Below are 22,774 nucleotides of genomic sequence, written 5' to 3' on the forward strand. Positions count from 1 at the left end.
CGTACGGCTCAGACCTGCGACGGGTCCCGGTGCACGGCCGGGCGGCGGGTCGCGATGAGCCTGTCCGCCAGCGAGCGCGGGCTCGTCAGGAAGCCGTAGCCCCAGCACAGGTGCATGGTGGCCAGGGCCAGGGGGATCTGCGCCCGCGCCTTGAGGGAGCGGCCCCGGCCCGCCGGCAGCGAGCCGACGGCGATCGCCGCGAGGTAGCCCGCCGGGAGGGCGAAACCGAGCGGGGTGACGGCCGCACCGACGACCACGCCCGCCGCGAGCGCGCAGACCAGGGTCGGCGGCGCCAGGTAGCGCAGGTTGATGGAACCGGAGTGGTAGCGGGCCACCACGTGCCGCCACCGCCCGTAGTCCTTGTACTGCTTCGCCAGCGCCCGCACCGAACGCCGCGGCCGGTACTGCACCTTCAGCTCCGGGGAGAACCAGATCAGGCCGCCGGCCTCGCGGATGCGGAAGTTCAGCTCCCAGTCCTGGGCGCGGATGAACTCCTCGTTGTAGCCGCCCTGCTGCTCCAGGGCCTCGCGGCGGAAGACACCGAGGTACACCGTCTCGGCCGGCCCCGCGCGGCCGCCGGTGTGGAACGGCGCGTTGCCGACGCCGATCTTCGACGTCATGGCGGCGGCCACGGCCTCTTCCCAGGCGTTCTGGCCCTCGGCGTGCATGATGCCGCCGACGTTCTGCGCCCCGGTGTCCGCCAGGAGGCGCACGGCGGTGGCGATGTAGTCCGGCGAGAGCATGCCGTGGCCGTCGACGCGTACCACGATCGGGTGACGCGAGGCCTTGATGGCGGCGTTGAGCGCGGCCGGGGTCCGACCCGTCGGGTTCGGAACGGTGTGGACGCGGGGATCCTCGGCGACGAGCTCTGCGGCGATCTCGTCGGTGCGGTCCGTGGACGGCCCCAGCGCGATCACCACCTCCATCTCGCCCGCGTACTCCTGTTCCAGGATGTGGCGGACGGAGTCGCGGAGGTAGTGCTCCTCGTTGAGCACCGGCATGATCACCGAGACTGCGGGCTGCTGGGCGGGCATGTGGTCCTTCACGGTCGGGTATCGGTGTCACGTTACCGCGTACGGGGGAACCGGGTGCGCGCCGAGTGAGCGGTAAGGACAGAGGCTGATCGTATGGACCTACTGTTCTGACGAATCAGATCCAGGCCGATCGTTTCCCCTGCCGTGTTCGCGGAGGTGTCCCCCGTGCCCCAGCCGCACCGTCCCACCCGTCCCGCCAGGCCCCCCCAGCCCCCGCGCGTACGGCGCGGCGGCGCGGGCGGCGGCCCGGCCCGGCACCGGGGCGACCGACCCCGGTGGGGGGTGCGGATCGCGGCCGGGCTCTCGGTGGCGGTGCTGGGCTGCGGGGCCGTCGGGCATGCCGTGATGACCGGCCTGGACACCGGGATCGAGCGGGTGGACCCGTTCAAGGACATGAAGAACCGCCCGCAGGCCGGGCACGGACTGAACTTCCTGCTGGTCGGCACCGACGGCCGGGAGAAGATCTCCCAGGACGAGAAGCGGGAGTACCGCCTGGGCGGGGCGCCCTGCCACTGCACCGACACCATCATGCTCGTCCACCTCTCGGCGGACCGGGAGCGGGCCAGCGTGATCAGCCTGCCGCGCGACAGCTACGCGGAGGTGCCCGCCCACCACGACCTCGTCACCGGCAAGGCGCACAAACCGCACCCCGTGCGGCTGAACGCGGCGTACGCGGAGGGCGGCCCCAACCTGACCGTGCGGACGGTCGAGAACATGACCCGGGTGAAGATCGACCATTACCTGGAGGTCGACTTCACCAGCTTCATGAAGACGGTCGACGCCGTCGGCGGCGTGGAGATCTGCACCGCCAAGACCATGCGCGACCCGAACACCGGTCTCGACCTGCTGCCGGGCACCCACCGCCTGACCGGCGGCCAGGCCCTGCAGTACGTTCGCTCGCGCCATGTCGACGGCGCCTCGGACCTCGGCCGGATGCAGCGCCAGCAGCGCTTCCTCGCCGCTCTGATCAAACAGGCGACCACCGGCGGGGTGCTGCTCAACCCGGTCAAGTTCAAGCAGGTCAGCTCCACGCTGCTGGGGTCGGTCCGGGCCGACCGGGGCTTCGGCTCGGAGCAGATGCTCGCCCTCGGGCAGGCGATGCGCGACTTCACGCCCTCCTCCTCGGAGTTCGCCTCGGTTCCCGTCGGCGATGCCTCCTTCCGGGTGAAGAGCATCGGCTCCACCGTGAAGTGGGACGAGCCGAAGGCCGCCAAGCTCTTCGAGGCGATCCGGGAGGACCGGCCGCTGGCCCCGGCGCGGCCCGGTGCCGCCGACGGCCGGGCCGCGGCGGTCCCGGTGGACGTGCCCCCGCAGCAGATCCGGGTGCGGGTGGAGAACGGCGCCCGGATCGCCGGGCTGGGCGGCCGGGTGGACGCGGCCCTGCGCGCCACCGGCTTCGACACGACCGGGGTCCCGGGCAGCAGCACCGGCCGCGACGTCCGGCGCACGGTGGTCGCGTACGACCCGCGCTGGGACCGCTCCGCCCGCTCGGTGGCGGCCGCACTGCCGGGCAGCGAGCTGCGGGCGGTGGCGCGCCAGGGCCGGACCGTGGTGGTCATCGCGGGCTCCGACTACCGCACGGTGGTGCCGGTACGGGCCGAGGACGCCCCCCAGGGCGCCTCGGGGGTGCTGACGGGCGACGAGGTGACCTGCGCGGCGGCGCGGTGAGCTGCGGGGCGGCCTGCGGGCCGCGGTGAGCTGCGGGCGCGGGGCCGCGGTGACCTCTGGGGCCCGGTCAGCTGCGCGACCCGGTCAGCTCCGGCGGGTCAGTCGTCGAAGCCCTGGGCGGCCCGCTCCTCGCGCAGCGCCATGATCGCCTGCCGTCGGGCGAGCCGGTGCGTGCGGCGGATCTGGGCCTCCTGGTAGCGCCGCTCGTCCCGCTCGGTCTCGGGGAGCACGGGAGGGACCCGGCGGGGCTTGCCCTCGGCGTCCACGGCCGCGAAGACCAGGTAGGCGCTGCCCACCTGGGTGGCGGGCGTGGACTCGTTCCACCGCTCCGCGAGGACCCGTACGCCGATCTCCATCGAGGAGCGGCCCGTCCAGTTGCACTGGGCCTTCACGTGCACCAGGTCGCCGACCCGCACGGGCGCGAGGAAGGCCATCTCGTCCATCGACGCGGTGACCGCGGGGCCCCCGGAGTGCCGTCCGGCCACGGCCCCGGCCGCGTCGTCCACCAGCTTCATGATCACACCGCCGTGCACCGTACCGAGGAGGTTGGTGTCGTTGGCCGTCATGATGTGGCTGAGGGTCGTACGGGAGGCCGCGGTCGGCTTCCCGGGCAGCTCGCCCGGTATCTCTGTCATACGGACACCTTAGATGCGCCGCGGAGGCATCAGCTCTGCAACAGGACCGGTACGGAAGCCACCCCGGGCTGTCGGGTGACACGCCCGGGCAGGCATTCTTGGGCGCATGAATGACTGGCCTGAAGGTCGTGACGACGGGTACGGACGCGGCAGCGCCGGAGCGCAGCCCGAGGGCGCGCGGCGGATGCGGCACGTCCAGCGGCAGCAGCCGACGCGCCCGGCGGTCCCGCCGCCCGCCCGGCGGCCCGGACCGCCGCCCTCGCCCACCGTGCCCCCGCAGCAGTCGCCGGGCCGCGACACCTACGGCGGGTACGACAGCGGCTACAACACCGGCCAGGTCTACGGCTCTCCCGCCGGCCCCGGCGGACCGGGCGGACCGCCGGGGCCGCCCTCGGGTCCCGGCCGTCCGGGACGGACCCCCGCATCCGCACCGGACTGGCGCAGACGGATCAAGGTCGGCTCCCTGGTGCTGGTCTCCGCGCTGGTGGTGACCACGGTCTCCACCTACTTCTGGGCGGACTCCAAGGTGCGCCGCGAGGTGGACCTGTCCAAGGTCATCGAGCGCCCGAAGGAGGGCGACTGCACGACGTACCTGATCGTGGGCTCCGACAGCCGCGAGGGCATGTCCGCCGAGGAGAAGAAGAAGCTCCACACGGGCTCGGCCGAGGGCAAGCGCACCGACTCGATGATGATCCTGGCGAAGTGCTCCAGCGGGAACACCATGATCTCGCTGCCGCGCGACTCGGACGTGGAGATCCCCTCCTTCGTCGGCTCCCAGTCGGGCAAGAAGTTCCCGGCTCAGGGCCGGCGGGTCAAGCTGAACGCGGCCTACGCCGAGGACGGCCCGGAGCTGCTGGTGCGGACGGTGGAGCACAACACCGGCCTGCGCATCGACCACTACGCGGAGATCGGCTTCGCCGGCTTCGCGAACATCGTGGACGCGCTCGGCGGGGTGGAGCTCGACATCGAGGAGGGCTTCAAGGACGAGAAGTCCGGCGCCGACTTCAAGGCGGGCCGGCAGACCCTGAACGGCGAGCAGTCACTGGCCTTCGTACGGACCCGCTACGCCTTCGCCGAGTCGGACCTGCAGCGGACGAAGAACCAGCAGAAGTTCCTCTCCGCCCTGGCCGGTCAGGCGGCGACGCCGTCGACGGTCCTGAACCCGTTCGACCTCTACCCGCTGCTGGGCGCGGGCCTGGACACGCTCATCGTCGACAAGGACATGGGCCTGTACGACATGGGCCAGATGTTCTTCGCCATGAAGGGCGTCAACGGCGGGGACGGCGTGTCGATGAACATGCCGATCTCGGGGCAGCGCGGCGGCAACCTCGTCTGGGACAAGGCGAAGGTGCAGCAGCTGGTGAAGCAGATCCAGAACGACGAGAAGGTCACCGTCCGCGGGCAGTGACCCGCGCGCGAGCCCGTGGGCGCCCGTGCGGGTCCGGCCCGGGGGGGGGTCAGGCGTCCGGGGAGAAGCGGATCGCGGCGTCGGAGAGCCGGGCGCCGCACCACACCCGGGCGCCGGCGCGCAGCTCGTTGTCGGCCCCCACCCGGGCGTCGTCGCCGATGACGGCGCCGTCGACCACGGTCCGCTCCCCCACCGCGGCGCGCGCGCCGATCAGCGCGGCGCTGACCTGCGCGTCGGCGCCGATGACGGCGCCCTCCAGGACGATGGAGCCCTGGACGACCGCTCCCGCCCCGATGCGGGCCCCGGCCCCCACGACCGTGCCTCCGGACAGCTTGGCCCCCGCCTCCACGTGGGCGCCGGGCAGGACGAGCGACTCGCCGCAGCGGCCCGGGACGGCCGGGGAGGGGACCACGCCGCGGACCAGGTCGGCGCTGGCCTGGACGATGGCCTCGGGCTTGCCCAGGTCCATCCAGTACGTGTTCTCCGTGACGCCGTGCAGCGTCGCGCCGGAGGCCAGCAGGCCGGGGAAGGTCTCGCGCTCGACGGAGACCGGGCGGCCCGCCGGGATGGAGTCGATCACGCTGCGGCGGAAGACGTAGCAGCCGGCGTTGATCTGGTCGGTGATGATCTCCTCGGGGGTCTGGGGCTTCTCGGTGAAGGCCAGTACCCGCCCCTCGGAGTCGGTGGGCACCAGGCCGAAGGCGCGCGGGTCGTCGACGCGGACCAGGTGCAGGGAGACGTCGGCGTCGGCCGCTTCATGGGACTCGACCAGCCCGGCGATGTCCAGGCCGGTGAGGATGTCCCCGTTGAAGACGAGGACGGCGGAGTCCGGGCCGCCGGTGAGCAGCCGGGCGGCGTTGCGGATGGCGCCGCCGGTGCCCAGCGGTTCGTCCTCGACGACGTACTCGAGGTGGACGCCGAAGTCGGATCCGTCGCCGAAGTAGGGCTCGAAGACCTCGGCGAGGTAGCAGGTGGCCATGACGATGTGCGTGACACCGGCCGCGGCGGCCCGGGCTATCTGGTGGGCGAGGAAGGGCACGCCTGCGGTCGGGACCATCGGCTTCGGCGTGTTCACCGTGACGGGACGCAGTCTCGTCCCCTGTCCGCCGACCAGCAGGATCGCTTCCGTCATTGCGTTCTCCCCAACCGATTCCGGCGCACGAAGACCCAAATTTAGCCCATCCGTGGAGCCCCCAGAGCCGCAGGTGGCGAACGGGCCGCGGCGGTCGCCGAAGGGGCGGTCCCCGGTCCGGCCACGCGGTCGCGGCGGCCGCGCATACCGTCCTGGACATGACAGCAGGGGCGCTGGAATGATCACGGCCTCCCCTCCCCGTGAGCAAAGGTCGGAAATGACGACATCTCATCCACCGTTCCTCCGGCGCACCGGGTGGGTCGCCGCGCTCGCCGCGGCGGTGTTCTCGGTGCCCGTGCTCGTCGCCCCCGCGCAGGCCCTTCCCGGCGACCCGGCCACCGCGTCCTCCTTCAACCTCAAGCCCGGACCGGACCTGGGCGCCGTGGTGGCCGACCTGAAGGCGGCGTTGCCGGTCGCGTCCGTCAAGGACCTGCTCGACCAGGGCAACCGGATCGCGAAGACGGGCGCTTCGTGCACCACCGACCCGTTCGGCACCGGCGACAACGGCGCCGTACTGCCACCCGCCCAGAAGTTCTGCTGGGACGCGGGCGACTCCGACACGCGGGAATGGATACCGCAGGGCATCACGGGCGTTTCGGACGCCCAGGTCGACGAACTGTGGGGCACCCGCAAGCCGTTGGTCACCAGCTGGTACGACGACGCCGACGGCGACCTGTGTGCGGCGGACCCGGGCACCTGCGACGAAAAGGGCGTACGGCTGTCGTTCCTCGACCCCGAGACGCCGGTGACGGGCAACGCCGAGGGCCGGCGCTACCGCCACGTCCTGCTGGTGGAGCCGTTCTACAACGCGTCCGGCAACGCCTCCTACAAGGCGATCAACGTCCATGCGGGCGGCATCGCCTGGTACAAGTACTTCTTGTACGTCACGGACACCCTGAACGGCCTGCGGGTCTTCGACATGCGCTCCCTCCTGGACCTCAACCCGGACCAGGACGCCTCGGTGGACGACACCACCCTGAACGGCCTGAAGAGCAACGTCAGGGACGAGACGAACATCGGCCGGCAGAACAACGTCTACTACAGCCACACGTACCGCTACGTGATGCCGCAGGTGGCCTCCTACCGGTTCGTCAGCGCCCAGGCGAACACCAGCGCGGCGACCTGCAAGCCCACGGGAGCCCCCAAGGCGTCCTACATCTCGATCGACCGCAGCAACACCGCCGCCCCGGCGATGATCATGGGCGAGTACTGCAACTCCGATACCGACAACCCCGAGAAGGGCCGGGTCGGGGCGCTTCCCATCGACGACGCCACCGGACTCCTGAAGACGGCGGGCGGCGTGGTCGGCGCGACGAGCGCCTTCTACCTGCCGCGCGACCTCACGCAGGGCGCGGCCCGCTACAACGGCATGTACTACTTCAACCGCAGCTGGGAGAGCAACAGCGGGAGCCTGCGGCGGGCCACCGTCTCGGGCGGGCGCCTGGTGGACTACGGCGCCAACATCACCAACGCGGCCGGACCCGAGGACCTGTCCTTCGAGCACGCCCAGAGCGTCGTGCCCGCCGGCACGGGCACCCAGTACCTGTGGTCGCTGACGGAGCACCGCATGGACACCGCGGACCCGACCTGCACCGACCCCGGCTCTCCTTGCGGCCGGGTGATCTACGCCCACCGCGTGACGGACGTCCTGGGCCGCCCGTAGCCCCGGCCCGGCCCCACGCGAACACCCCCCGGTGTCCCGCCGGGGGCTGTTCGCGCGAACGGGCCGAGTGGTTACGGCAGGTTGCGGGCCATGACGATCCGCTGGACCTGGTTGGTCCCCTCATAGATCTGGGTGATCTTGGCGTCGCGCATCATGCGCTCCACCGGGTAGTCGCGGGTGTAGCCGTAGCCGCCGAGGAGCTGGACGGCGTCCGTGGTGACCTCCATGGCCACGTCGGAGGCGAAGCACTTGGCCGCGGCGCCGAAGAAGGTCAGGTCGGCGTCGACGCGCTCGGACTTCGCCGCCGCGGAGTACGTCAGCTGGCGGGCGGCCTCGATCTTCATGGCCATGTCGGCGAGCATGAACTGCACACCCTGGAAGTCGCCGATCGGCTTGCCGAACTGCTTGCGCTCCTGGACGTAGCCCTTGGCGTAGTCCAGGGCGCCCTGCGCGATGCCGAGCGCCTGGGCGGCGATCGTGATGCGGGTGTGGTCGAGGGTCTTCATCGCGGTGGCGAATCCGGTGCCCCCGGCGCCGATCATGCGGTCGGCGGGGATGCGCACGTTGTCGAGGTAGACCTCGCGCGTCGGGGAGCCCTTGATGCCGAGCTTCTTCTCCGGGGCACCGAAGGAGACGCCCTCGTCGGACTTCTCGACGACGAAGGCGGAGATGCCCTTGGAGCGCTTGTCGGGGTCGGTGACGGCCATGACCGTGTAGTACTCGGAGACGCCCGCGTTGGTGATCCAGCGCTTGACGCCGTTGAGCACCCAGAAGTCGCCTTCACGGACCGCGCGGGTCTTCATGCCGGCGGCGTCGGAGCCCGCGTCCGGCTCGGAGAGCGCGTAGGAGAACATCGCGTCGCCCTTGGCGAGCGGGCCGAGGTACTTGGCCTTGAGCTCCTCGGAACCGGAGAGGATCACCGGGAGCGAGCCGAGCTTGTTGACGGCGGGGATCAGGGAGGAGGAGGCGCAGACGCGGGCCACCTCCTCGATCACGATCACCGTGGCGAGGGCGTCGGCGCCCGCGCCGCCGTAGGTCTCGGGCACGTGGACGGCGTGCAGGTCGCTGGCGACCAGGGCGTCGAGGGCCTCCTGCGGGAAGCGGGACTCCTCGTCGACCGCGGCTGCGAACGGGAGGATCTTCGCCTCGGCGAGCGAGCGGACCGACTCGCGGAGCATGTCGTGCTCCTCGGCCGGGCGGTACAGGTCGAAGTCGGCAGAACCCGCCAAGATCTCTCACTCCCCAGGGTGATGCGTGATGCTAACTACCGTTAAGTAACCGAAGCTTAGTGGCCGGTGTGCGGATGGCGGTACGGACGGCCCACGTGAGTTGCATGACAAAGGGGTCCTTACGGGGGGCGTGCCCCGTGACCGGCCCGACTATGCTCAGTGGCCGCAAACGGCCCGCCGCACCCCAGCAACTGTACGGAGCACCCATGGCCCCCCTCAGGATCACTGTGATCGGCACCGGATACCTCGGCGCCACGCACGCCGCGGCGATGGCGGAGCTGGGGTTCGAGGTGCTGGGGCTGGACGTGGTGCCCGAGAAGATCGAGATGCTGGCGTCGGGCCGGGTGCCGATGTACGAGCCGGGCCTGGAGGAGCTGCTGTCCGCGCACGTGGCCGGGCTGCCGGGGTCGACGGGCCGGCTGCGGTTCACCACCTCCTGGGAGGAGGTCGGCGCGTTCGGCGACGTGCACTTCGTGTGCGTGAACACGCCGCAGAAGCACGGTGAGTACGCGTGTGACATGTCCTACGTCGACTCCGCGATCGCCTCGCTGGCCCCGCACCTGACGCGGCCGGTGCTGGTGGTCGGCAAGTCCACCGTGCCGGTCGGCTCGGCGCAGCGGCTGGCGGCGGTGCTCGCGGAGCTGGCGCCGGCGGGGGCGGACGTCGAACTGGCGTGGAACCCGGAATTCCTCCGGGAGGGCTTCGCGGTGCGGGACACCCTGCACCCCGACCGGATCGTGATCGGCGTGCAGGGCGAGCGGGGCGAGAAGCTGCTCCGCGAGGTGTACGAGACGCCGATGTCGGAGGGCACTCCGCTGGTGGTGACCGACTTCCCGACCGCCGAGCTGGTGAAGACGGCCGCGAACTCCTTCCTGGCGACCAAGATCTCGTTCATCAACGCGATGGCGGAGGTGTGCGAGGCCGCCGGGGGCGACGTGGTCAAGCTCGCGGAGGCCATCGGCTACGACGACCGGATCGGCGCGAAGTTCCTGCGGGCCGGGATCGGCTTCGGCGGCGGCTGCCTGCCCAAGGACATCCGGGCCTTCATGGCGCGCGCCGGTGAGCTGGGGGCCGACCAGGCGCTGACCTTCCTGCGGGAGGTCGACTCGATCAACATGCGGCGGCGCGGGCACATGGTGGAGCTGGCGCGGGACGCGGTCGGCGGGTCGTTCCTCGGCAAGCGCGTCGCGGTGCTGGGCGCCACCTTCAAGCCGGACTCCGACGACGTGCGGGACTCGCCCGCGCTGAACGTGGCCGGGCAGATCCACCTGCAGGGCGGGCAGGTCACCGTCTACGACCCCAAGGGCATGGACAACGCGCGCCGTGTCTTCCCCACCCTGGGGTACGCCGACTCCGCGGTGGAGGCGGCCCGGGGCGCGGAGGTCGTCCTCCACCTCACCGAGTGGCGCGAGTTCCGCGAGGTCGACCCGGCGGAGCTGGGCCGCGTCGTCACCGACCGGCTGATCCTGGACGGGCGCAACGCGCTCGACCCCGCGCTCTGGCGCGGGGCGGGCTGGACCTACCGCGCCATGGGCCGCCCCCGCGCCTAGCCGGCCGGGGCAGGGCCCGGCCTGCCGGTTCGGAGGCGGGTCCGGGTGCGCCCGGCCCGCGTGCCGGGGGCGGGTCAGAACGGCATGGGGCGGGGGCGGCGGTGCTGGGCCGCGCGGGAGGTGAACTCCGCGTCGCGCATCACGCGCTGGGCGTTGCCCCAGGTCAGCAGAGCCAGGTCGGACTCCGGCCAGCCCCGGTCGAGGAGTTCCGCGACGAGCCGGGGGTAGCCCGAGGGGTCGGTCAGGCCGGTGGGGCGGTGGTTGCCCGGCTCGGCGCCGAAGCCGGCGCCCAGGCCCACGCAGTGCGCACCGGCGACGGCACGGACGTGCTCGACGTGGTCGGCCACGGCGTGCAGGGAGTCCCCGGTCCGGGCGGTGTCGAAGGTGATCATCGCCAGGCCGTTCGCCTCCCGCAGGGCGAGCAGGACCTCGTCCGTCACGTTTCCCGGGTGCGGGTTCAGCGCCGCGGCCGCCGTGTGGGAGATGAGCACCGGGGCCTTGGAGGCCGCCGCGATGCGGCGGGCCGTCGGCGAGGGGCAGTCGGCCAGGTCCAGCACGATGCCGAGCCTGTTCGCCTCCTGCACCACCTCGTGGCCGAAGGCGGTCAGGTCGTGCCGGGCCCAGGCCGCTCCGGCGGGCGCGAGGATCCGCACCCCCAGCGCGTGGAACGCGTGCAGCGGGCTCAGCGAGTCGGTCAGCGTCCGGCCGGGCACGGGACCGAGGAAGCAGGCGATCCGGCCGCGGTTGCGGGCGTCGGCCATGTCGTCGGCCGTCAGCGCGAGGCCCAGGCCGTCGGGGTAGCGGCGCACCAGGGCCAGCGCGATGTCGATCTGTTCCAGGGCGCCGGAGACGGCCTGGTCGTCGGCGGCCTCGCCGGGGGTGAGCAGCGACCAGAACTGGGCGCCCACTCCTCCGGCGCGCAGCCGCGGGATGTCGGTGTCGACACCGGCGTCGGGCGTGTCGATGTCGTGGTACGGGGTATGGCGCAAGGTCCAGACGAGCGTGTTGCACCCGTCCACGACGGGATGCGCGGACAGCAGCGCCGCGGCCCGGTCGAGGGCGCTGGTCACCGCTGGAGGGGCGGGATGGTCTTCCGCCCCGATGCCCACGGGGTGGGGTTCATCCTGCAGGTCGGCCATGGCGTTCGCTCCGGTCTCGGCGGCAGCAGGGAGAGATGCTGCCACCGTGACACGCGGGGTGCCCGGGTCGCCCGGCAGGTGTGGCATTCGGGTGCGGTCCGCAGGTCACACCCGGTTGCCGCCTCCTGGTCCGGCCGGCGCCGCCTCGCCGATCACCGCGTTGGACGGGCCCCGGGACGCCGACTGCTCCCGCGCCACGGCCTCCGCGTCGCGCAGCACCCGTACCGCGTTGGACCAGGTCAGCTTCGCCAGGTCGGCCTTCGACCAGCCGCGCACGAGCAGCTCCGCGACCAGGTTCGGGTAGCCCGCCACGTCGTCCAGTCCGGAAGGGGTGAAGGCGGTGCCGTCGTAGTCCCCGCCGATGCCGATGTGGTCGACGCCGGCCACCTCGCGCATGTGGTCCAGGTGGTCGGCGACGGTCGCGGCCGTGGCCACCGGGCGCGGGCGCGCCGCCTCGAAGGCCCGGTGCAGGGCCATCGCCTCGGGGGTGGTGTCCAGATGGTGCAGGCCGTGCGCCCGCAGGTTCTCGTCCGCCGCCAGCGTCCACTCCACGGCGGCGGGGAGGATGAACTTGGGGACGAAGGTGACCATGGCGATCCCGCCGTTGGCCGGGAGCCGCTCGAGAACGTCGTCGGGGACGTTGCGCGGGTGGTCGCACACCGCGCGCGCCGAGGAGTGCGAGAAGACCACCGGCGCGGCCGTGACGTCGAGCGCGTCGCGCATCGTCGTCGCGGCCGTGTGGCTGAGGTCCACCAGCATGCCGACGCGGTTCATCTCGCGGACGACCTCGCGGCCGAAGTCCGTCAGGCCGCCGTGCCGGGGTTCGTCGGTCGCCGAGTCCGCCCAGTCGATGGTGTCGTTGTGTGTGAGCGTCATGTAGCGCACGCCCAGCCGGTGCAGGGCGCGCAGGGTGGCCAGGGAGTTGTTGATGGAGTGGCCGCCCTCGGCGCCCGTCAGCGAGGCGATCCGGCCGTCGGCGCGGGCCGCCTCCATGTCGTCGGCGGTCAGTGCCCGCACCAGGTCGGCGGGGTAACGGGCGATCAGCTGCTCGACCGCGTCGATCTGCTCCAACGTGGCGCTGACCGCCTCGTCCCCGGTCAGTCCGGTGCTCACGTAGACGGACCAGAACTGCGCGCCGACCCCGCCGGCCCGCAGCCGCGGAAGGTCGGTGTGCAGGTACGCCGACTGGTCCTCGGCGATGTCCCGGCGGTCCAGGTCGTAGCGGACTTGCGTGCGCAGCGCCCAGGGGAGGTCGTTGTGGCCGTCCACGACGGGATGTCCGGCCAGCAGTTCACGCGCCTCGGCCAGGCGCTGCGCCGCGCTCACTTGCCGAATCCGAAGGAGTCCGCGCCCGCGACCTTCGTCCGCAGCCGCTTGCCCTTCTCCCTGGCCTGGTCTCCCAGCTCCTGCTGGAAGTCGCGCATCCGGGCGAGCAGCTCGCCGTCGTGGGCGGCCAGCATCCGTACGGCCAGCAGACCGGCGTTGCGCGCCCCGGCGACCGAGACGGTGGCGACGGGGACTCCGGCGGGCATCTGGACGATCGACAGCAGGGAGTCCATGCCGTCGAGGTACTTCAGCGGCACCGGGACGCCGATGACGGGCAGCGGGGTGACCGAGGCGAGCATGCCGGGCAGGTGGGCGGCCCCGCCGGCGCCCGCGATGATCGCCTTCAGGCCGCGCTCGGCCGCCCGCTCCCCGTACGCGATCATCTCGTGCGGCATCCGGTGCGCGGAGACGACGTCGACCTCGTAGGGGATCTCGAACTCGTCCAGGGCCTGGGCGGCGGCCTCCATGACGGGCCAGTCCGAGTCCGACCCCATGACGATGCCGATCACGGGGCCTGCGGCGGAGGTGCTCATTCGGTGACCGTTCCTCTGAGGTAGTCGGCGGCGTGGCGTGCGCGCTCCAGCACATCGTCCAGGTCGTCGCCATAGGTGTTGACGTGGCCGACCTTGCGGCCCGGTTTCACGTCCTTGCCGTACATGTGGATCTTCAGCCGCGGGTCGCGGGCCATGCAGTGCAGGTAGGCCGCGTACATGTCGGGGTAGTCCCCGCCCAGCACGTTCGCCATGACCGTCCACGTGGCACGGGGGCGCGGGTCGCCCAGCGGGAGGTCCAGGACCGCGCGTACGTGGTTGGCGAACTGCGAGGTGACCGCGCCGTCCTGGGTCCAGTGCCCGCTGTTGTGCGGGCGCATGGCCAGTTCGTTGACCAGGATGCGGCCGTCGGTCGTCTCGAAGAGCTCGACGGCCAGGTGGCCGGTCACGCCCAGCTCCCGGGCGATGCGCAGCGCCAGGCTCTGCGCCTCGCCCGCCAGGGCCTCCGAGAGGTTCGGGGCGGGGGCGATCACCGTGTCGCAGACCCCGTCCACCTGGACGGACTCCACGACGGGGTAGGCCACGGCCTGGCCGTGCGGGGAGCGGACGATGTTGGCCGCCAGTTCGCGGACGTACTCGACCTTCTCCTCGGCCAGGACCGGGACGCCCGCCTTGAACGGGGCGTGCGCGTCCTCGGGCGTGCGCACGAACCACACGCCCTTGCCGTCGTACCCGCCGCGCACCGTCTTGAGGATCACGGGGAAGCCGCCCACCTCGTCCGCGAAGGCCGCCACGTCCGCCGGATCGCTCACGATCCGGTGGCGGGGGCTCGGCGCGCCGATCTCGTCGAGCTTGGCGCGCATCACCCCCTTGTCCTGGGCGTGCACCAACGCGTCGGGCCCCGGGCGGACGGGTACGCCGTCCGCTTCCAGGGCCCTGAGGTGCTCGGTGGGCACGTGCTCGTGATCGAAGGTGATCACGTCGCAGCCGCGCGCGAAGGCGCGCAGCGTCTCGAGGTCGCGATAGTCGCCGATGACGACGTCGCTCACGACCTGGGCCGCCGAGTCCTGTGGGGTGTCACTGAGGATCTTGAATTTGATACCGAGGGGGATACCCGCCTCGTGGGTCATGCGGGCGAGCTGTCCGCCGCCGACCATGCCGACTACCGGGAACGTCACGCCACCAGGGTATCGGGCGGTATCCGGCCACCGGGACCCGCCCGGACGCGGACGCCGCGCCGACCCGCCGGTGTGCCGTGCGTCGCACGGTGCCCGAAGGCACAGACGGACCGCAGGGGCGACACTTACGATGTGGGGGTTGACGGACGTACAGCGGACGCCCCGCGCGGGGCGGTGACCGACAGGGACTGACCATTCAGATGAGCACGCCGGGGAACGGATCTGTTCTCGAACGCGTACGCGGTCTCCTGCGGGAGGTCGCCAAGTTCGGGGCCGTCGGCGGGCTGGGTGTGCTGGTCAACCTGGGCGTCTTCAACCTGATCAGGCACACCACCGACCTCCAGGTGGTGCGCGCGAGCGTGATAGCGACCGTGGTCGCCATCGCGACGAACTACCTGGGTTTCCGCTACTTCGCCTACCGGGACCGCGCCCGCAGCGGCCGGACCCGCGAGCTGGCCCTGTTCGCCGCCTTCAGCGCGGTCGGCCTGGTCATCGAGAACGGCGTGCTGTACACGGCCACCTACGGCTTCGGCTGGGACGGCCCGGTCGCCTCCAACGTCTTCAAGTTCATCGGCATCGGCACCGCGACCGTCTTCCGCTTCTGGTCCTACCGGACGTGGGTCTTCAAGGCCCTGCCGCGGCCCGCCGAGGCCGAGCCGATACCCGGGCCGATACCCGGCCCGGCCCCGCTGCCGGCTCCGGGCCGCAGGCCCGAACCGCAGCACGAGCCGGAACCCGAGCCCGCGGCGAGCTGAACCATCCCGGCTTCGCGCACGACAGGACCTAGCGGACCGTCTTCTCCGGGTCGGTGCGCTTCGGTGCCGTCCGGCTCAGGAACAGGGCGAAGACCGGCGGCTGGGCCTGGAGCAGTTCCAGGCGCCCGCCGTCCGCCTCGGCGAGGTCCCGGGCGACGGCCAGTCCGATGCCGGTGGAGTTGCGGCCGCTGATGGCCCGCTCGAAGATCCGGTTGCCGAGGTCCGGCGGGACCCCCGGCCCCTCGTCCGTGACCTCCAGCACCGCCTGGTTGCCGGCCACCCTGGTACGCAGGGCGACGGTGCCGCCGCCGTGCATCAGCGCGTTCTCCACCAGGGTGGCCAGCACCTGGGCCACCGCGCCCGGCGTGCCCACCGCCCGCACGCCCTGCTTGCCCGAGTGCACGATGGCGCGGCCGGCGCTGCGGTAGGCGGGCCGCCACTCCTCCACCTGCTGTTTGACGATCTCGTCGAGGTCGAAGGGGACGGCCGAGCCGGTCCGCGGGTCCCGCGAGTTCGTGAGCAGGCGCTGGACCACGTCCGTGAGCCGTTCCACCTGCGCGAGGGCGATGGTCGCCTCCTCCCGCACGGTCTCCAGGTCGTCGGTGACCGTGATCTCCTCCAGCCGCATCGACAGGGCGGTCAGCGGGGTGCGCAGCTGGTGGGAGGCGTCCGCGGCCAGGCGCCGCTCGGCGGTGAGCATCCGCCCGATCCGCTCGGCGCTGGCGTCCAGCACGTCCGCGACCCGGTCCAGCTCGGGGACCCCGTACCGCTTGTGCCGGGGCCGGGGGTCTCCCGACCCCAGGCGCTCGGCGGTCTCGGCGAGGTCGGTGAGCGGCGAGCCCAGCCGGTTCGCCTGCCGTACCGCGAGCAGGACGGCCGCCACGACGGCCAGCAGCGCGACGGCGCCGACCACCGCCAGGGTCCGGCCGACCTCCTTGGTCACGGTGGAGCGGGCTTCCTCCACGACCACGAGCTCGCCCTGCTCACCGCGTGCGGTGCCGCGGATGACGTCCTCGTCGATGCGCTGGCCGACCTCCACGGCGGCCTGCCCCGGGATGGTGATCGTGGCGTGGTGGCCCCTGTCGAGCTGGTCGGCCAGGGCCTGGGGGTCGACCTTCTCGCGTTCCAGGACGCTCGCCTCGACGATGCCGACCAGGCGCTGGGCCTCGTACTCGATGCGGTCCTGGGCGCTGCTGGTGATGGTCCTGGTCTCCACGATGACCAGGGAGACCCCGAAGACGGCGATCACGACGAGTACGACGGCGAGCGTGGAGTTGATCAGGCGGCGGCGCATGGCGTGGGAGCCGCTCAGCTCTTCTCGAAGCGGAAGCCGACGCCCCGGACGGTGGCGATGTAGCGGGGGTTGGCCGCGTCGTCGCCGAGCTTCTTGCGCAGCCAGGAGATGTGCATGTCCAGGGTCTTGGTGGAGGACCACCAGGTGGTGTCCCACACCTCGCGCATGAGCTGGTCGCGGGTGACGACCCGGCCGGCGTCGCGGACCAGGACCCGCAGCAGGTCGAACTCCTTGGCCGTGAGCTGGAGCTCCTCCTCCCCCATCCAGGCGCGGTGCGATTCGACGTCGATGCGCACGCCGTGGGTGGCGGGGGCCTGGGCGGTCTCGGCGGCGCCGCGCCGCAGCAGGGCCCGGACGCGGGCCAGCAGCTCGGCGAGGCGGAAGGGCTTGGTCACGTAGTCGTCGGCGCCCGCGTCGAGGCCGACGACGGTGTCGACCTCGTCCGCGCGGGCGGTCAGGACCAGGATCGGGAACCCGTGGCCCTCGGCGCGCAGCCGGCGGGCCACTTCCAGGCCGTCCATGCCCGGCAGCCCGAGGTCCAGGACCACCAGGTCCACGCCGCCCTGGAGGCCGGCGTCCAGGGCCGCGGGACCGTCCTCCCGGACCTCGACCTCGTACCCCTCCCGGCGCAGGGCGCGGGCCAGGGGTTCCGAGATGGATGCGTCGTCCTCGGCGAGCAGTACACGCGTCATGTGGGTGATGGTAGACCGCGGCGACCGGATCGAGGGGGCTGCGGGCGGACCCCTGCCTATCTGCGCTTACGACCAAGCGATGACCTTCGATTATGGTCGGGCGGTTCCCTCGACGCCTGTGATCCATCTCTCAAGTCCTTCCTTATCCGGCCCTGTCGTGTCGTATGGTGTCGAGACGCCTGATGCACTACCTCAGGGACCTTTGTGCCGAAAACCGCGCCGAAGGTCTCTACTGCTGCCCCGCACGGGCGGGCAGTCTTGTCGGACTGGCCTGTCCGGGCTCGATGACAGTGAACGACCTGTGGGCCGGGCCCGCCGCGCGATGGTGTGCGGCCGGGCGTGGATCCCGGTTGCGGAAGTCCCTCGCGCCCCCGAACCCCCGGGGACGACACCCCCGGGCGTGGGGTGGGACCTCCGCCGCCGGTGCCGGCCACCCCCCACCGGGCGCTGATGGGCTCACGAAGCCACGCGTCCCGAGCAAGCAAGGATCGACCATGGCTTCCAGCCTGACGAAGGACTCGGCGGATCCGTCCACCGAGAGGACCTTCTTCGGCCACCCCCGTGGCCTGGCCACGCTGTTCATGACCGAGATGTGGGAGCGGTTCTCCTACTACGGCATGCGCGCACTTCTCGTGTACTACCTGGTCTCGGGCGGCGCCGACGCCGCCACGGGCAGCCAGGGCGGCGGCCTTGCGATGACCGCGGCCACGACCACGGCCATCTACTCCGTCTACGTCTCCATGGTCTACCTGATGGCCATGCCGGGCGGATGGTTCGGCGACCGTGTCTGGGGTGCCCGCAAGACGGTCGCGATCGCCGGCTTCGTGATCATGGGTGGCCACCTGTCGCTGGCCCTGCCGGGCCAGGCGATGTTCTTCGTCGGCCTGATCCTGGTCGCGACCGGTTCCGGTCTGCTGAAGGCCAACATCTCCACGATGGTCGGCCACCTGTACGACGGCCCGGAGGACCCGCGCCGCGACGGCGGCTTCACGATCTTCTACATCGGCATCAACCTCGGTGCCTTCGTCGCCCCGTTCATCGTCGGAACGGTCGGCAAGGAGCACAACTGGCACCTGGGCTTCGCCCTCGCGGCCGTCGGCATGGGCCTGGGCCTCGCCCAGTTCCTGATCGGCACGAAGAACCTGAGCCCCAAGAGCAGCGAGGTCCCGAACCCGCTGTCCGCCGAGGAGCGCAGCGCGGTCATCCGCAAGGTCCTGTTCTGGGTCGCGGGCATCGCCGTGTTCTACGGCGCCGTGGTCTGGCTGGGCTACTACACGCTGAACTGGGCCCTGGTCCCGCTGACGCTGGCCGGCCTGATCATCCCGATCGCCGTCCTGACGCGCATCAAGCGCGACAAGGACCTGTCGGTTGGCGAGCAGTCGAAGATGACCGCCTACATCTGGTTCTTCATCGCCGCGGCCGTCTTCTGGATGATCTACGACCAGGGCGGCTCCACGCTGTCCCTGTTCGCCGACTCCAAGACCGCGGACACCATCTTCGGCCTCGGCTTCTCGGCCACCTGGTACCAGTCGCTGAACCCGCTGTTCGTGATGGGGCTGGCGCCGGTCTTCGCCTGGCTGTGGCTGTGGCTGGCCCGCAAGAACCAGGAGCCGAACACCATCGTGAAGTTCGCGATGGGCCTGGTCCTGGTCGGCGCCTCGTTCTTCGTCTTCATCGTCCCGATGAACATGGCCGGCGACGGCACCATGGTCTCCCCGATGTGGCTCGTCTCGATCTACATGATCCAGACCATCGGTGAGCTGTGCCTCTCCCCGGTCGGCCTCTCGGTCACCACGAAGATGGCCCCGCAGAAGTACGCCTCCCAGATGATGGGCGTCTGGTTCCTCGCGGTCACCGCCGGCGACTGCACGACGAGCATGCTCTCCATCGCGGGTGTCGACCTGAACGGCACCTGGGTGATCGGCTTCGAGGCCGCCGCCGCGGTCCTCGCGGGCTTCGCGGTCTACTCGTACCGCAAGAAGGTCCAGTCGATGATGGGCGCCGTGCACTGACGCACGCACCCCCTTCGCCACACGGGCGGCCCGGCACACCGGAAGGTGTGCCGGGGCCGCCCGCGTCGTGTGCGGTCGCGACTGCCTCCCGGCTGCCGGAAACGCGCGGCCGCTCCGCTACCGCGTGCCGCGCAGGCGGCGCCACGGGGTGAAGGTGAAGACGGCGCCGCCGAGCAGGATGACCGTGCCGGCGACCAGGGCCAGGGCCTTGATGCCGCCCTCGTCCTCGGCGCCGGTGTCGGCGAGCCCGCCCGGGCCGCCGGTGGTGGCCCCGGTGGTCCCGGGCGAGCCGGAGCCGCCCGGCTGGGCGGCGGTGTCCAGCTCCAGCGAGACGCCGCTGCTGGCCGCCTTGCAGGGCACGTTGATCGGGGTGGAGCCGGGGGCCATCGTGACGTCGATGGTCAGCCGGCCCGGGCTCAGCGTCACCTTGCCGCTCTTGCCCGGCGTGTAGGTGCCGGTCATGTCGTTGAGGCTGACCGGCGCCTTGTCCGGGATGGGCTCCGCGTTGGCGGGGCCGGTGACCTTGACCGTGCCGCTGTCCGCACCGCCGAGCGTGATGTCCATCGAGGGCTTGAGGGCCCCCGCGGGCAGGGCCATGGGCGCGGCCATCGCGCCCTTCGCCGTCTTGACGGTCAGGTCGTAGCCGCCGCCGTTCTTCTTCGCGTTGATCGTGACCGGGGTCTTGATGCCGCCGGGGACGACCGGGCCGCAGTCGAAGGCGACCTCGACGGCCTTGCCCGGGAAGTCGGTCTGGCCGCCGCCCCCGCCGCTGGTGGTGCCTCCGGAGGTCGTGCCGCCGGAGGTGGTGCCGCCGCTGGTCGTGCCCCCGGAGGTGGTGCCGCCGCTGGTCGTACCCCCGGTGGTGGTGCCGCCGTTGGTCGTACCCCCGGTGGTGGTGCCGCCGTTGGTCGTGCCGCCGCTGGAGCCGGCGGAGACGTCGATGGTGGCACCGCCCTTCACCTCGCCGGTCGGCGCGCACTTGGTGACGAAGGTGCCGAAGGAGAACGTGACGGCGACCTCGTACTTTCCGGGGGTCAGGGTGATCTTGCCGGCCTTGGTGAGCTTCAGCTTGGCCTTCATGGGCGACATGACCATGGGGGCCTTCTTGGGGATCGGCGGGTTCTTCTTCTCCCCGACGACCTTCAGCTCCCCCGCCCCGCCGCCGACCGCGATCCAGCCGGTGGGCTGCACGGAGTCCTTGGGGATGTCCATCAGGTCGGTGTTGTTGGAGGCCGGCTTCACCGTCTCCCACACCACCTCGACCTCGTCCCCGACCTTCGCGGTGGCCGGCGCGCTGATCCTGGCGGTGGTCTCGCCCTCCACCGGATCGCCTCCGCCGGCCGGCGGAACGCACTTGACCTTGAACGTGGCCTCGGCGGCCACGGCGGCAGAAGCCGATGTGGCGATACCCGCGCCGCCGAGCAGCAGCGCGACCACGGCCGCGCTCACCCTCCGTTGGGTCTTCACGAATGTCCCTTCGTCGTCGAACGGTTCTCAGACGGTGCGGACGTCTGCGGTGCTGTCTCCGGCGCGCTGTCCGGGGTGAACCACGGCAGGACCGCCGTGGGGGTCTTGGGGGTCTCGGGGGTCTCGGGGGTGGCCGGGGCGGCCGGCGGCTCGGAGCCCCGGCGCGCGGGCCTCCGTACCGAAGGGATCCCGGGCAGGCGGGCCGTCACCTCGGCGGAGCGGGCGACCCGGTGGCGTCCCTCGGACCCGGTGCGCGGCCGGACCCGGTCGACGACGGCCATGCCGGCGCGGAACACCGCGGCCGGGACGACCAGCAGGAGCAGCCCCCAGAAGAGCAGCACCCCGTACGGCCGGTCCACGCCCCAGGGCTGGGTCGCCAGCACGGTCTCGCCGTACTTGAGGGAGACGGTGTAGTCGCCGTGGGCGCCCGCGGTCAGCGCCACGTCCAGGGCGATCTCCGCCTTGCCGCCGGGCGCGATGGTGCCCTTCCAGCGGACCTCCTCCCACAGCGGCGCGAACACCCCGTGGGCGGTGCCCAGCTGGAAGACCGGGTCCTTGACGGGGGCGGAGCCGAGGTTGCCGACGGTCACCTCGAACCTGCGGGCGGGCGGTGCGCCGAACCAGGTCAGCACCCCGTCCTCGCCCGCCAGCCGGACCCCGCTGAGGATCGCCAGGCGGGCCGTGCCCGATGCGGCGGGCAGGTCGGCCACCGGATGGTCGGTGATCTTCAGTGCGGCGGTGACGGTGGACTGGTCCCCGTTGACGGAGGCGACGTTGACGACGCAGGGACACGGCTTGGGCGGCGCCACCACGGGCAGTTGGGCGGTGAAGCGGCCGTCGTCGGCGACGGAGACGGCCACGCCGTCGGCGTTGGCGCAGCTGTTGGTGCCGCCGATCATGTTCTGACCGCAGACCAGCAGCATCACCAGGGTCTTGGCCCGCCAGCCGGTGCCGGTGACGGTGATCCCGGTGCCCTTGGCGGCCTCCTGGAGCGAGAGCGCCACGGCGGCCTTCCCCTCGTCGGCGGCGGCCGGCGGGGCCGGGAGCAGGGCCAGCGCGCACACGGCCAGCCCGGCGGCGAGCAGGGCGCCGAGTCTTCTCACCGGGAGGCTCCCGTCAGTTCGTGGTGCGGTGCGGGGACGGGGCCGGGCGCGGCCGGCGCGTCGGGTGGCGGGTCCGGGCGCGGCCGGCGGGCGCGCAGGAGGTGCAGCGCGGCCCCCGTGGCCCCGCCGAGGACGAGCAGCCCCGCCCCCGTCCAGCCGACGACGTTCCAGGGCACGAGCCAGCGCGATCCGGCGGCCACCGCGCGGGCTCCGCCGGGCGCGGTGACGGTGAGGCGGACCCGCACCCGGTCCAGGACCGGGGCCTCCGGCCACGGTTCGGTCAGCCGCACGCGCTGGCCGGGCAGCAGTTCCACGGGCAGGGCGCGGCCGGTGCGCCCGGGCACCTCGCCGAACAGGCCCTCGGCCTCGATCGCCAGCTCGGGGGCGAGGGCCACGTTGCCCCGGTTGACCAGGGTGTAGGAGACGACGGCGGCCGGGCCGCGGCCCCGTACGGCGACGTCCTCGACCGTGACGGCGGCCAGCGAGGGGCCGCTGACCCGCAGGTGGACCCGGACGCCGACCTCGTGTCCGCCCTCGGTGGCGACCACGGCGGCGGGGTGGTCGCCGGGCGGGGAGGCGGGCGGCACGGTGAGCGTGAAGGGGACCACCGCGCGGGTGCGGGGCGGAATCGTGACGGTGGCTCCGGCGCCGAAGCTGATCCAGGAGCCGGCGCCGGTGGACTGCTCGGCGGTGCGGACCGCGAGGGCGCCGTCGGGGGTGTCGTAGGCGTCGGCGCCGCGCAGGGTGACCTCGCGCTCGCGGTCGCTGGTGTTGGCCAAGGCGAGGCGGTCCTCGAGGACGGTACCGGCGATGCCCGCGAGGTAGAAGAAGGGGCGCTCGCCGCCGGGCCGGGCGGCTGCGGCCGTTCCGGCGAAGGGCTCGGCGGTCCAGCCGGGTTCGTCGGCCGCCGCGGGCACCGCCGCGGCCGCGCAGAGCGCGGCGGCGGCGAGGACCGGCACGCCGAGCCGTCGGAGCGTGGGGAGCACGGGCATGGCCGG

19 protein-coding genes are annotated in these 22,774 nt (G+C 72.3%); 6 read left to right on the top strand and 13 right to left on the bottom strand.

The genetic code is table 11. The features are described from left to right. Positions 1-8 precede the first annotated feature (8 nt). A complete protein-coding gene (locus AC07FY_RS16395) occupies positions 9-1,034 on the bottom strand; it encodes a glycosyltransferase family 2 protein (RefSeq protein ID WP_479006412.1) in 1,026 nt (341 codons plus the stop codon). Between the two features lie 165 nt (positions 1,035-1,199). Here AC07FY_RS16395 and AC07FY_RS16400 point away from each other — a divergent pair, with 165 nt between their 5' ends. Then, positions 1,200-2,702, top strand: coding sequence for an LCP family protein (locus tag AC07FY_RS16400; RefSeq protein ID WP_479006415.1), 1,503 nt, complete (start codon positions 1,200-1,202; stop codon positions 2,700-2,702). Positions 2,703-2,800: 98 nt separating this feature from the next. On the opposite strand, the gene AC07FY_RS16405 is transcribed toward AC07FY_RS16400, so the two are convergent. Then, positions 2,801-3,337, bottom strand: coding sequence for an acyl-CoA thioesterase (locus AC07FY_RS16405; protein WP_361752045.1), 537 nt, complete (start codon positions 3,335-3,337; stop codon positions 2,801-2,803). 106 nt (positions 3,338-3,443) lie between these two features. Between AC07FY_RS16405 and AC07FY_RS16410 the strand changes: the two genes are divergently transcribed. After that, positions 3,444-4,745 (top strand): LCP family protein, encoded by a 1,302-nt coding sequence (locus AC07FY_RS16410; RefSeq protein WP_479006418.1) that lies wholly within the window; start codon positions 3,444-3,446, stop codon positions 4,743-4,745. Between the two features lie 49 nt (positions 4,746-4,794). On the opposite strand, the gene manB is transcribed toward AC07FY_RS16410, so the two are convergent. After that, positions 4,795-5,877 carry a mannose-1-phosphate guanylyltransferase gene (gene manB / locus AC07FY_RS16415; protein WP_479006421.1) on the bottom strand — a complete coding sequence of 361 codons (1,083 nt, stop codon included), beginning with the start codon at positions 5,875-5,877 and terminating at the stop codon, positions 4,795-4,797. A 217-nt stretch (positions 5,878-6,094) separates the two neighbouring features. Here manB and AC07FY_RS16420 point away from each other — a divergent pair, with 217 nt between their 5' ends. Then, positions 6,095-7,540 (top strand): hypothetical protein, encoded by a 1,446-nt coding sequence (locus tag AC07FY_RS16420; RefSeq protein ID WP_479006424.1) that lies wholly within the window; start codon positions 6,095-6,097, stop codon positions 7,538-7,540. A 71-nt stretch (positions 7,541-7,611) separates the two neighbouring features. Here AC07FY_RS16420 and AC07FY_RS16425 read toward each other — a convergent pair whose 3' ends face one another. Beyond that, a complete protein-coding gene (locus AC07FY_RS16425; RefSeq protein WP_479006427.1) occupies positions 7,612-8,769 on the bottom strand; it encodes an acyl-CoA dehydrogenase family protein in 1,158 nt (385 codons plus the stop codon). Positions 8,770-8,975: 206 nt separating this feature from the next. Here AC07FY_RS16425 and AC07FY_RS16430 point away from each other — a divergent pair, with 206 nt between their 5' ends. Then, on the top strand, positions 8,976-10,319 hold the full coding sequence (locus AC07FY_RS16430) for a UDP-glucose dehydrogenase family protein (protein ID WP_479006430.1): 1,344 nt from the start codon (positions 8,976-8,978) through the stop codon (positions 10,317-10,319). Positions 10,320-10,393: 74 nt separating this feature from the next. Here the strand turns inward: AC07FY_RS16430 and AC07FY_RS16435 are convergent, their stop codons facing one another. From AC07FY_RS16435 to AC07FY_RS16450, 4 genes are all read right to left on the bottom strand, one after another. Beyond that, positions 10,394-11,458: a membrane dipeptidase gene (locus AC07FY_RS16435; RefSeq protein ID WP_479006433.1), complete on the bottom strand. Its 1,065-nt coding sequence runs from the start codon at positions 11,456-11,458 to the stop codon at positions 10,394-10,396. 105 nt (positions 11,459-11,563) lie between these two features. Further along, entirely contained in the window at positions 11,564-12,784 is a 1,221-nt protein-coding gene (locus AC07FY_RS16440) for a dipeptidase (protein ID WP_479006436.1), read from the bottom strand. Next, positions 12,781-13,317 carry a 5-(carboxyamino)imidazole ribonucleotide mutase gene (gene purE / locus AC07FY_RS16445; RefSeq protein WP_479006439.1) on the bottom strand — a complete coding sequence of 179 codons (537 nt, stop codon included), beginning with the start codon at positions 13,315-13,317 and terminating at the stop codon, positions 12,781-12,783. The genes AC07FY_RS16440 and purE overlap by 4 nt, the downstream gene beginning before the upstream one ends. After that, complete coding sequence (locus AC07FY_RS16450; RefSeq protein WP_479007060.1) at positions 13,314-14,432, bottom strand: 5-(carboxyamino)imidazole ribonucleotide synthase; 1,119 nt, start codon at positions 14,430-14,432, stop codon at positions 13,314-13,316. The genes purE and AC07FY_RS16450 overlap by 4 nt, the downstream gene beginning before the upstream one ends. Before the next feature lie 221 nt (positions 14,433-14,653). Between AC07FY_RS16450 and AC07FY_RS16455 the strand changes: the two genes are divergently transcribed. Beyond that, positions 14,654-15,208: a GtrA family protein gene (locus AC07FY_RS16455; protein ID WP_479006442.1), complete on the top strand. Its 555-nt coding sequence runs from the start codon at positions 14,654-14,656 to the stop codon at positions 15,206-15,208. 28 nt (positions 15,209-15,236) lie between these two features. Here AC07FY_RS16455 and AC07FY_RS16460 read toward each other — a convergent pair whose 3' ends face one another. Continuing rightward, the gene (locus AC07FY_RS16460; RefSeq protein WP_479006445.1) at positions 15,237-16,502 is read right to left on the bottom strand and encodes an ATP-binding protein; all 1,266 of its coding nucleotides are present in this window, start codon (positions 16,500-16,502) and stop codon (positions 15,237-15,239) included. A 14-nt stretch (positions 16,503-16,516) separates the two neighbouring features. After that, complete coding sequence (locus AC07FY_RS16465) at positions 16,517-17,194, bottom strand: response regulator transcription factor (RefSeq protein WP_479006448.1); 678 nt, start codon at positions 17,192-17,194, stop codon at positions 16,517-16,519. A gap of 494 nt (positions 17,195-17,688) precedes the next feature. Here AC07FY_RS16465 and AC07FY_RS16470 point away from each other — a divergent pair, with 494 nt between their 5' ends. Beyond that, positions 17,689-19,206 (top strand): peptide MFS transporter, encoded by a 1,518-nt coding sequence (locus tag AC07FY_RS16470; protein WP_479006451.1) that lies wholly within the window; start codon positions 17,689-17,691, stop codon positions 19,204-19,206. A gap of 117 nt (positions 19,207-19,323) precedes the next feature. Here the strand turns inward: AC07FY_RS16470 and AC07FY_RS16475 are convergent, their stop codons facing one another. Genes AC07FY_RS16475 through AC07FY_RS16485 form a run of 3 tightly spaced genes read right to left on the bottom strand, consistent with a single transcriptional unit; the run spans position 19,324 to position 22,768 of the window. Further along, on the bottom strand, positions 19,324-20,673 hold the full coding sequence (locus AC07FY_RS16475) for a hypothetical protein (protein WP_479006454.1): 1,350 nt from the start codon (positions 20,671-20,673) through the stop codon (positions 19,324-19,326). Next, positions 20,670-21,776 carry a hypothetical protein gene (locus AC07FY_RS16480; protein ID WP_479006458.1) on the bottom strand — a complete coding sequence of 369 codons (1,107 nt, stop codon included), beginning with the start codon at positions 21,774-21,776 and terminating at the stop codon, positions 20,670-20,672. Before AC07FY_RS16480 ends, AC07FY_RS16475 begins: the two co-directional genes overlap by 4 nt. Then, positions 21,773-22,768, bottom strand: a complete 996-nt coding sequence (locus AC07FY_RS16485; RefSeq protein ID WP_479006461.1) for a COG1470 family protein — start codon at positions 22,766-22,768, stop codon at positions 21,773-21,775. The genes AC07FY_RS16480 and AC07FY_RS16485 overlap by 4 nt, the downstream gene beginning before the upstream one ends. Positions 22,769-22,774 lie beyond the last annotated feature (6 nt).

The organism is Streptomyces sp. NPDC045967 (assembly GCF_056430495.1).

Bases quoted from the DNA above. Each gene is read 5' to 3' on its own strand.
- AC07FY_RS16395 (WP_479006412.1), bottom strand. From the start codon at position 1,034: ATGCCCGCCCAGCAGCCCGCAGTCTCGGTGATCATGCCGGTGCTCAAC.
- AC07FY_RS16405 (WP_361752045.1), bottom strand. From the start codon at position 3,337: ATGACAGAGATACCGGGCGAGCTGCCCGGGAAGCCGACCGCGGCCTCC.
- AC07FY_RS16410 (WP_479006418.1), top strand. From the start codon at position 3,444: ATGAATGACTGGCCTGAAGGTCGTGACGACGGGTACGGACGCGGCAGC.
- manB (WP_479006421.1), bottom strand. From the start codon at position 5,877: ATGACGGAAGCGATCCTGCTGGTCGGCGGACAGGGGACGAGACTGCGT.
- AC07FY_RS16420 (WP_479006424.1), top strand. From the start codon at position 6,095: ATGACGACATCTCATCCACCGTTCCTCCGGCGCACCGGGTGGGTCGCC.
- AC07FY_RS16430 (WP_479006430.1), top strand. From the start codon at position 8,976: ATGGCCCCCCTCAGGATCACTGTGATCGGCACCGGATACCTCGGCGCC.
- AC07FY_RS16435 (WP_479006433.1), bottom strand. From the start codon at position 11,458: ATGGCCGACCTGCAGGATGAACCCCACCCCGTGGGCATCGGGGCGGAA.
- purE (WP_479006439.1), bottom strand. From the start codon at position 13,317: ATGAGCACCTCCGCCGCAGGCCCCGTGATCGGCATCGTCATGGGGTCG.
- AC07FY_RS16450 (WP_479007060.1), bottom strand. From the start codon at position 14,432: ATGGTCGGCGGCGGACAGCTCGCCCGCATGACCCACGAGGCGGGTATC.
- AC07FY_RS16455 (WP_479006442.1), top strand. From the start codon at position 14,654: ATGAGCACGCCGGGGAACGGATCTGTTCTCGAACGCGTACGCGGTCTC.
- AC07FY_RS16460 (WP_479006445.1), bottom strand. From the start codon at position 16,502: ATGCGCCGCCGCCTGATCAACTCCACGCTCGCCGTCGTACTCGTCGTG.
- AC07FY_RS16465 (WP_479006448.1), bottom strand. From the start codon at position 17,194: ATGACGCGTGTACTGCTCGCCGAGGACGACGCATCCATCTCGGAACCC.
- AC07FY_RS16470 (WP_479006451.1), top strand. From the start codon at position 17,689: ATGGCTTCCAGCCTGACGAAGGACTCGGCGGATCCGTCCACCGAGAGG.
- AC07FY_RS16485 (WP_479006461.1), bottom strand. From the start codon at position 22,768: ATGCCCGTGCTCCCCACGCTCCGACGGCTCGGCGTGCCGGTCCTCGCC.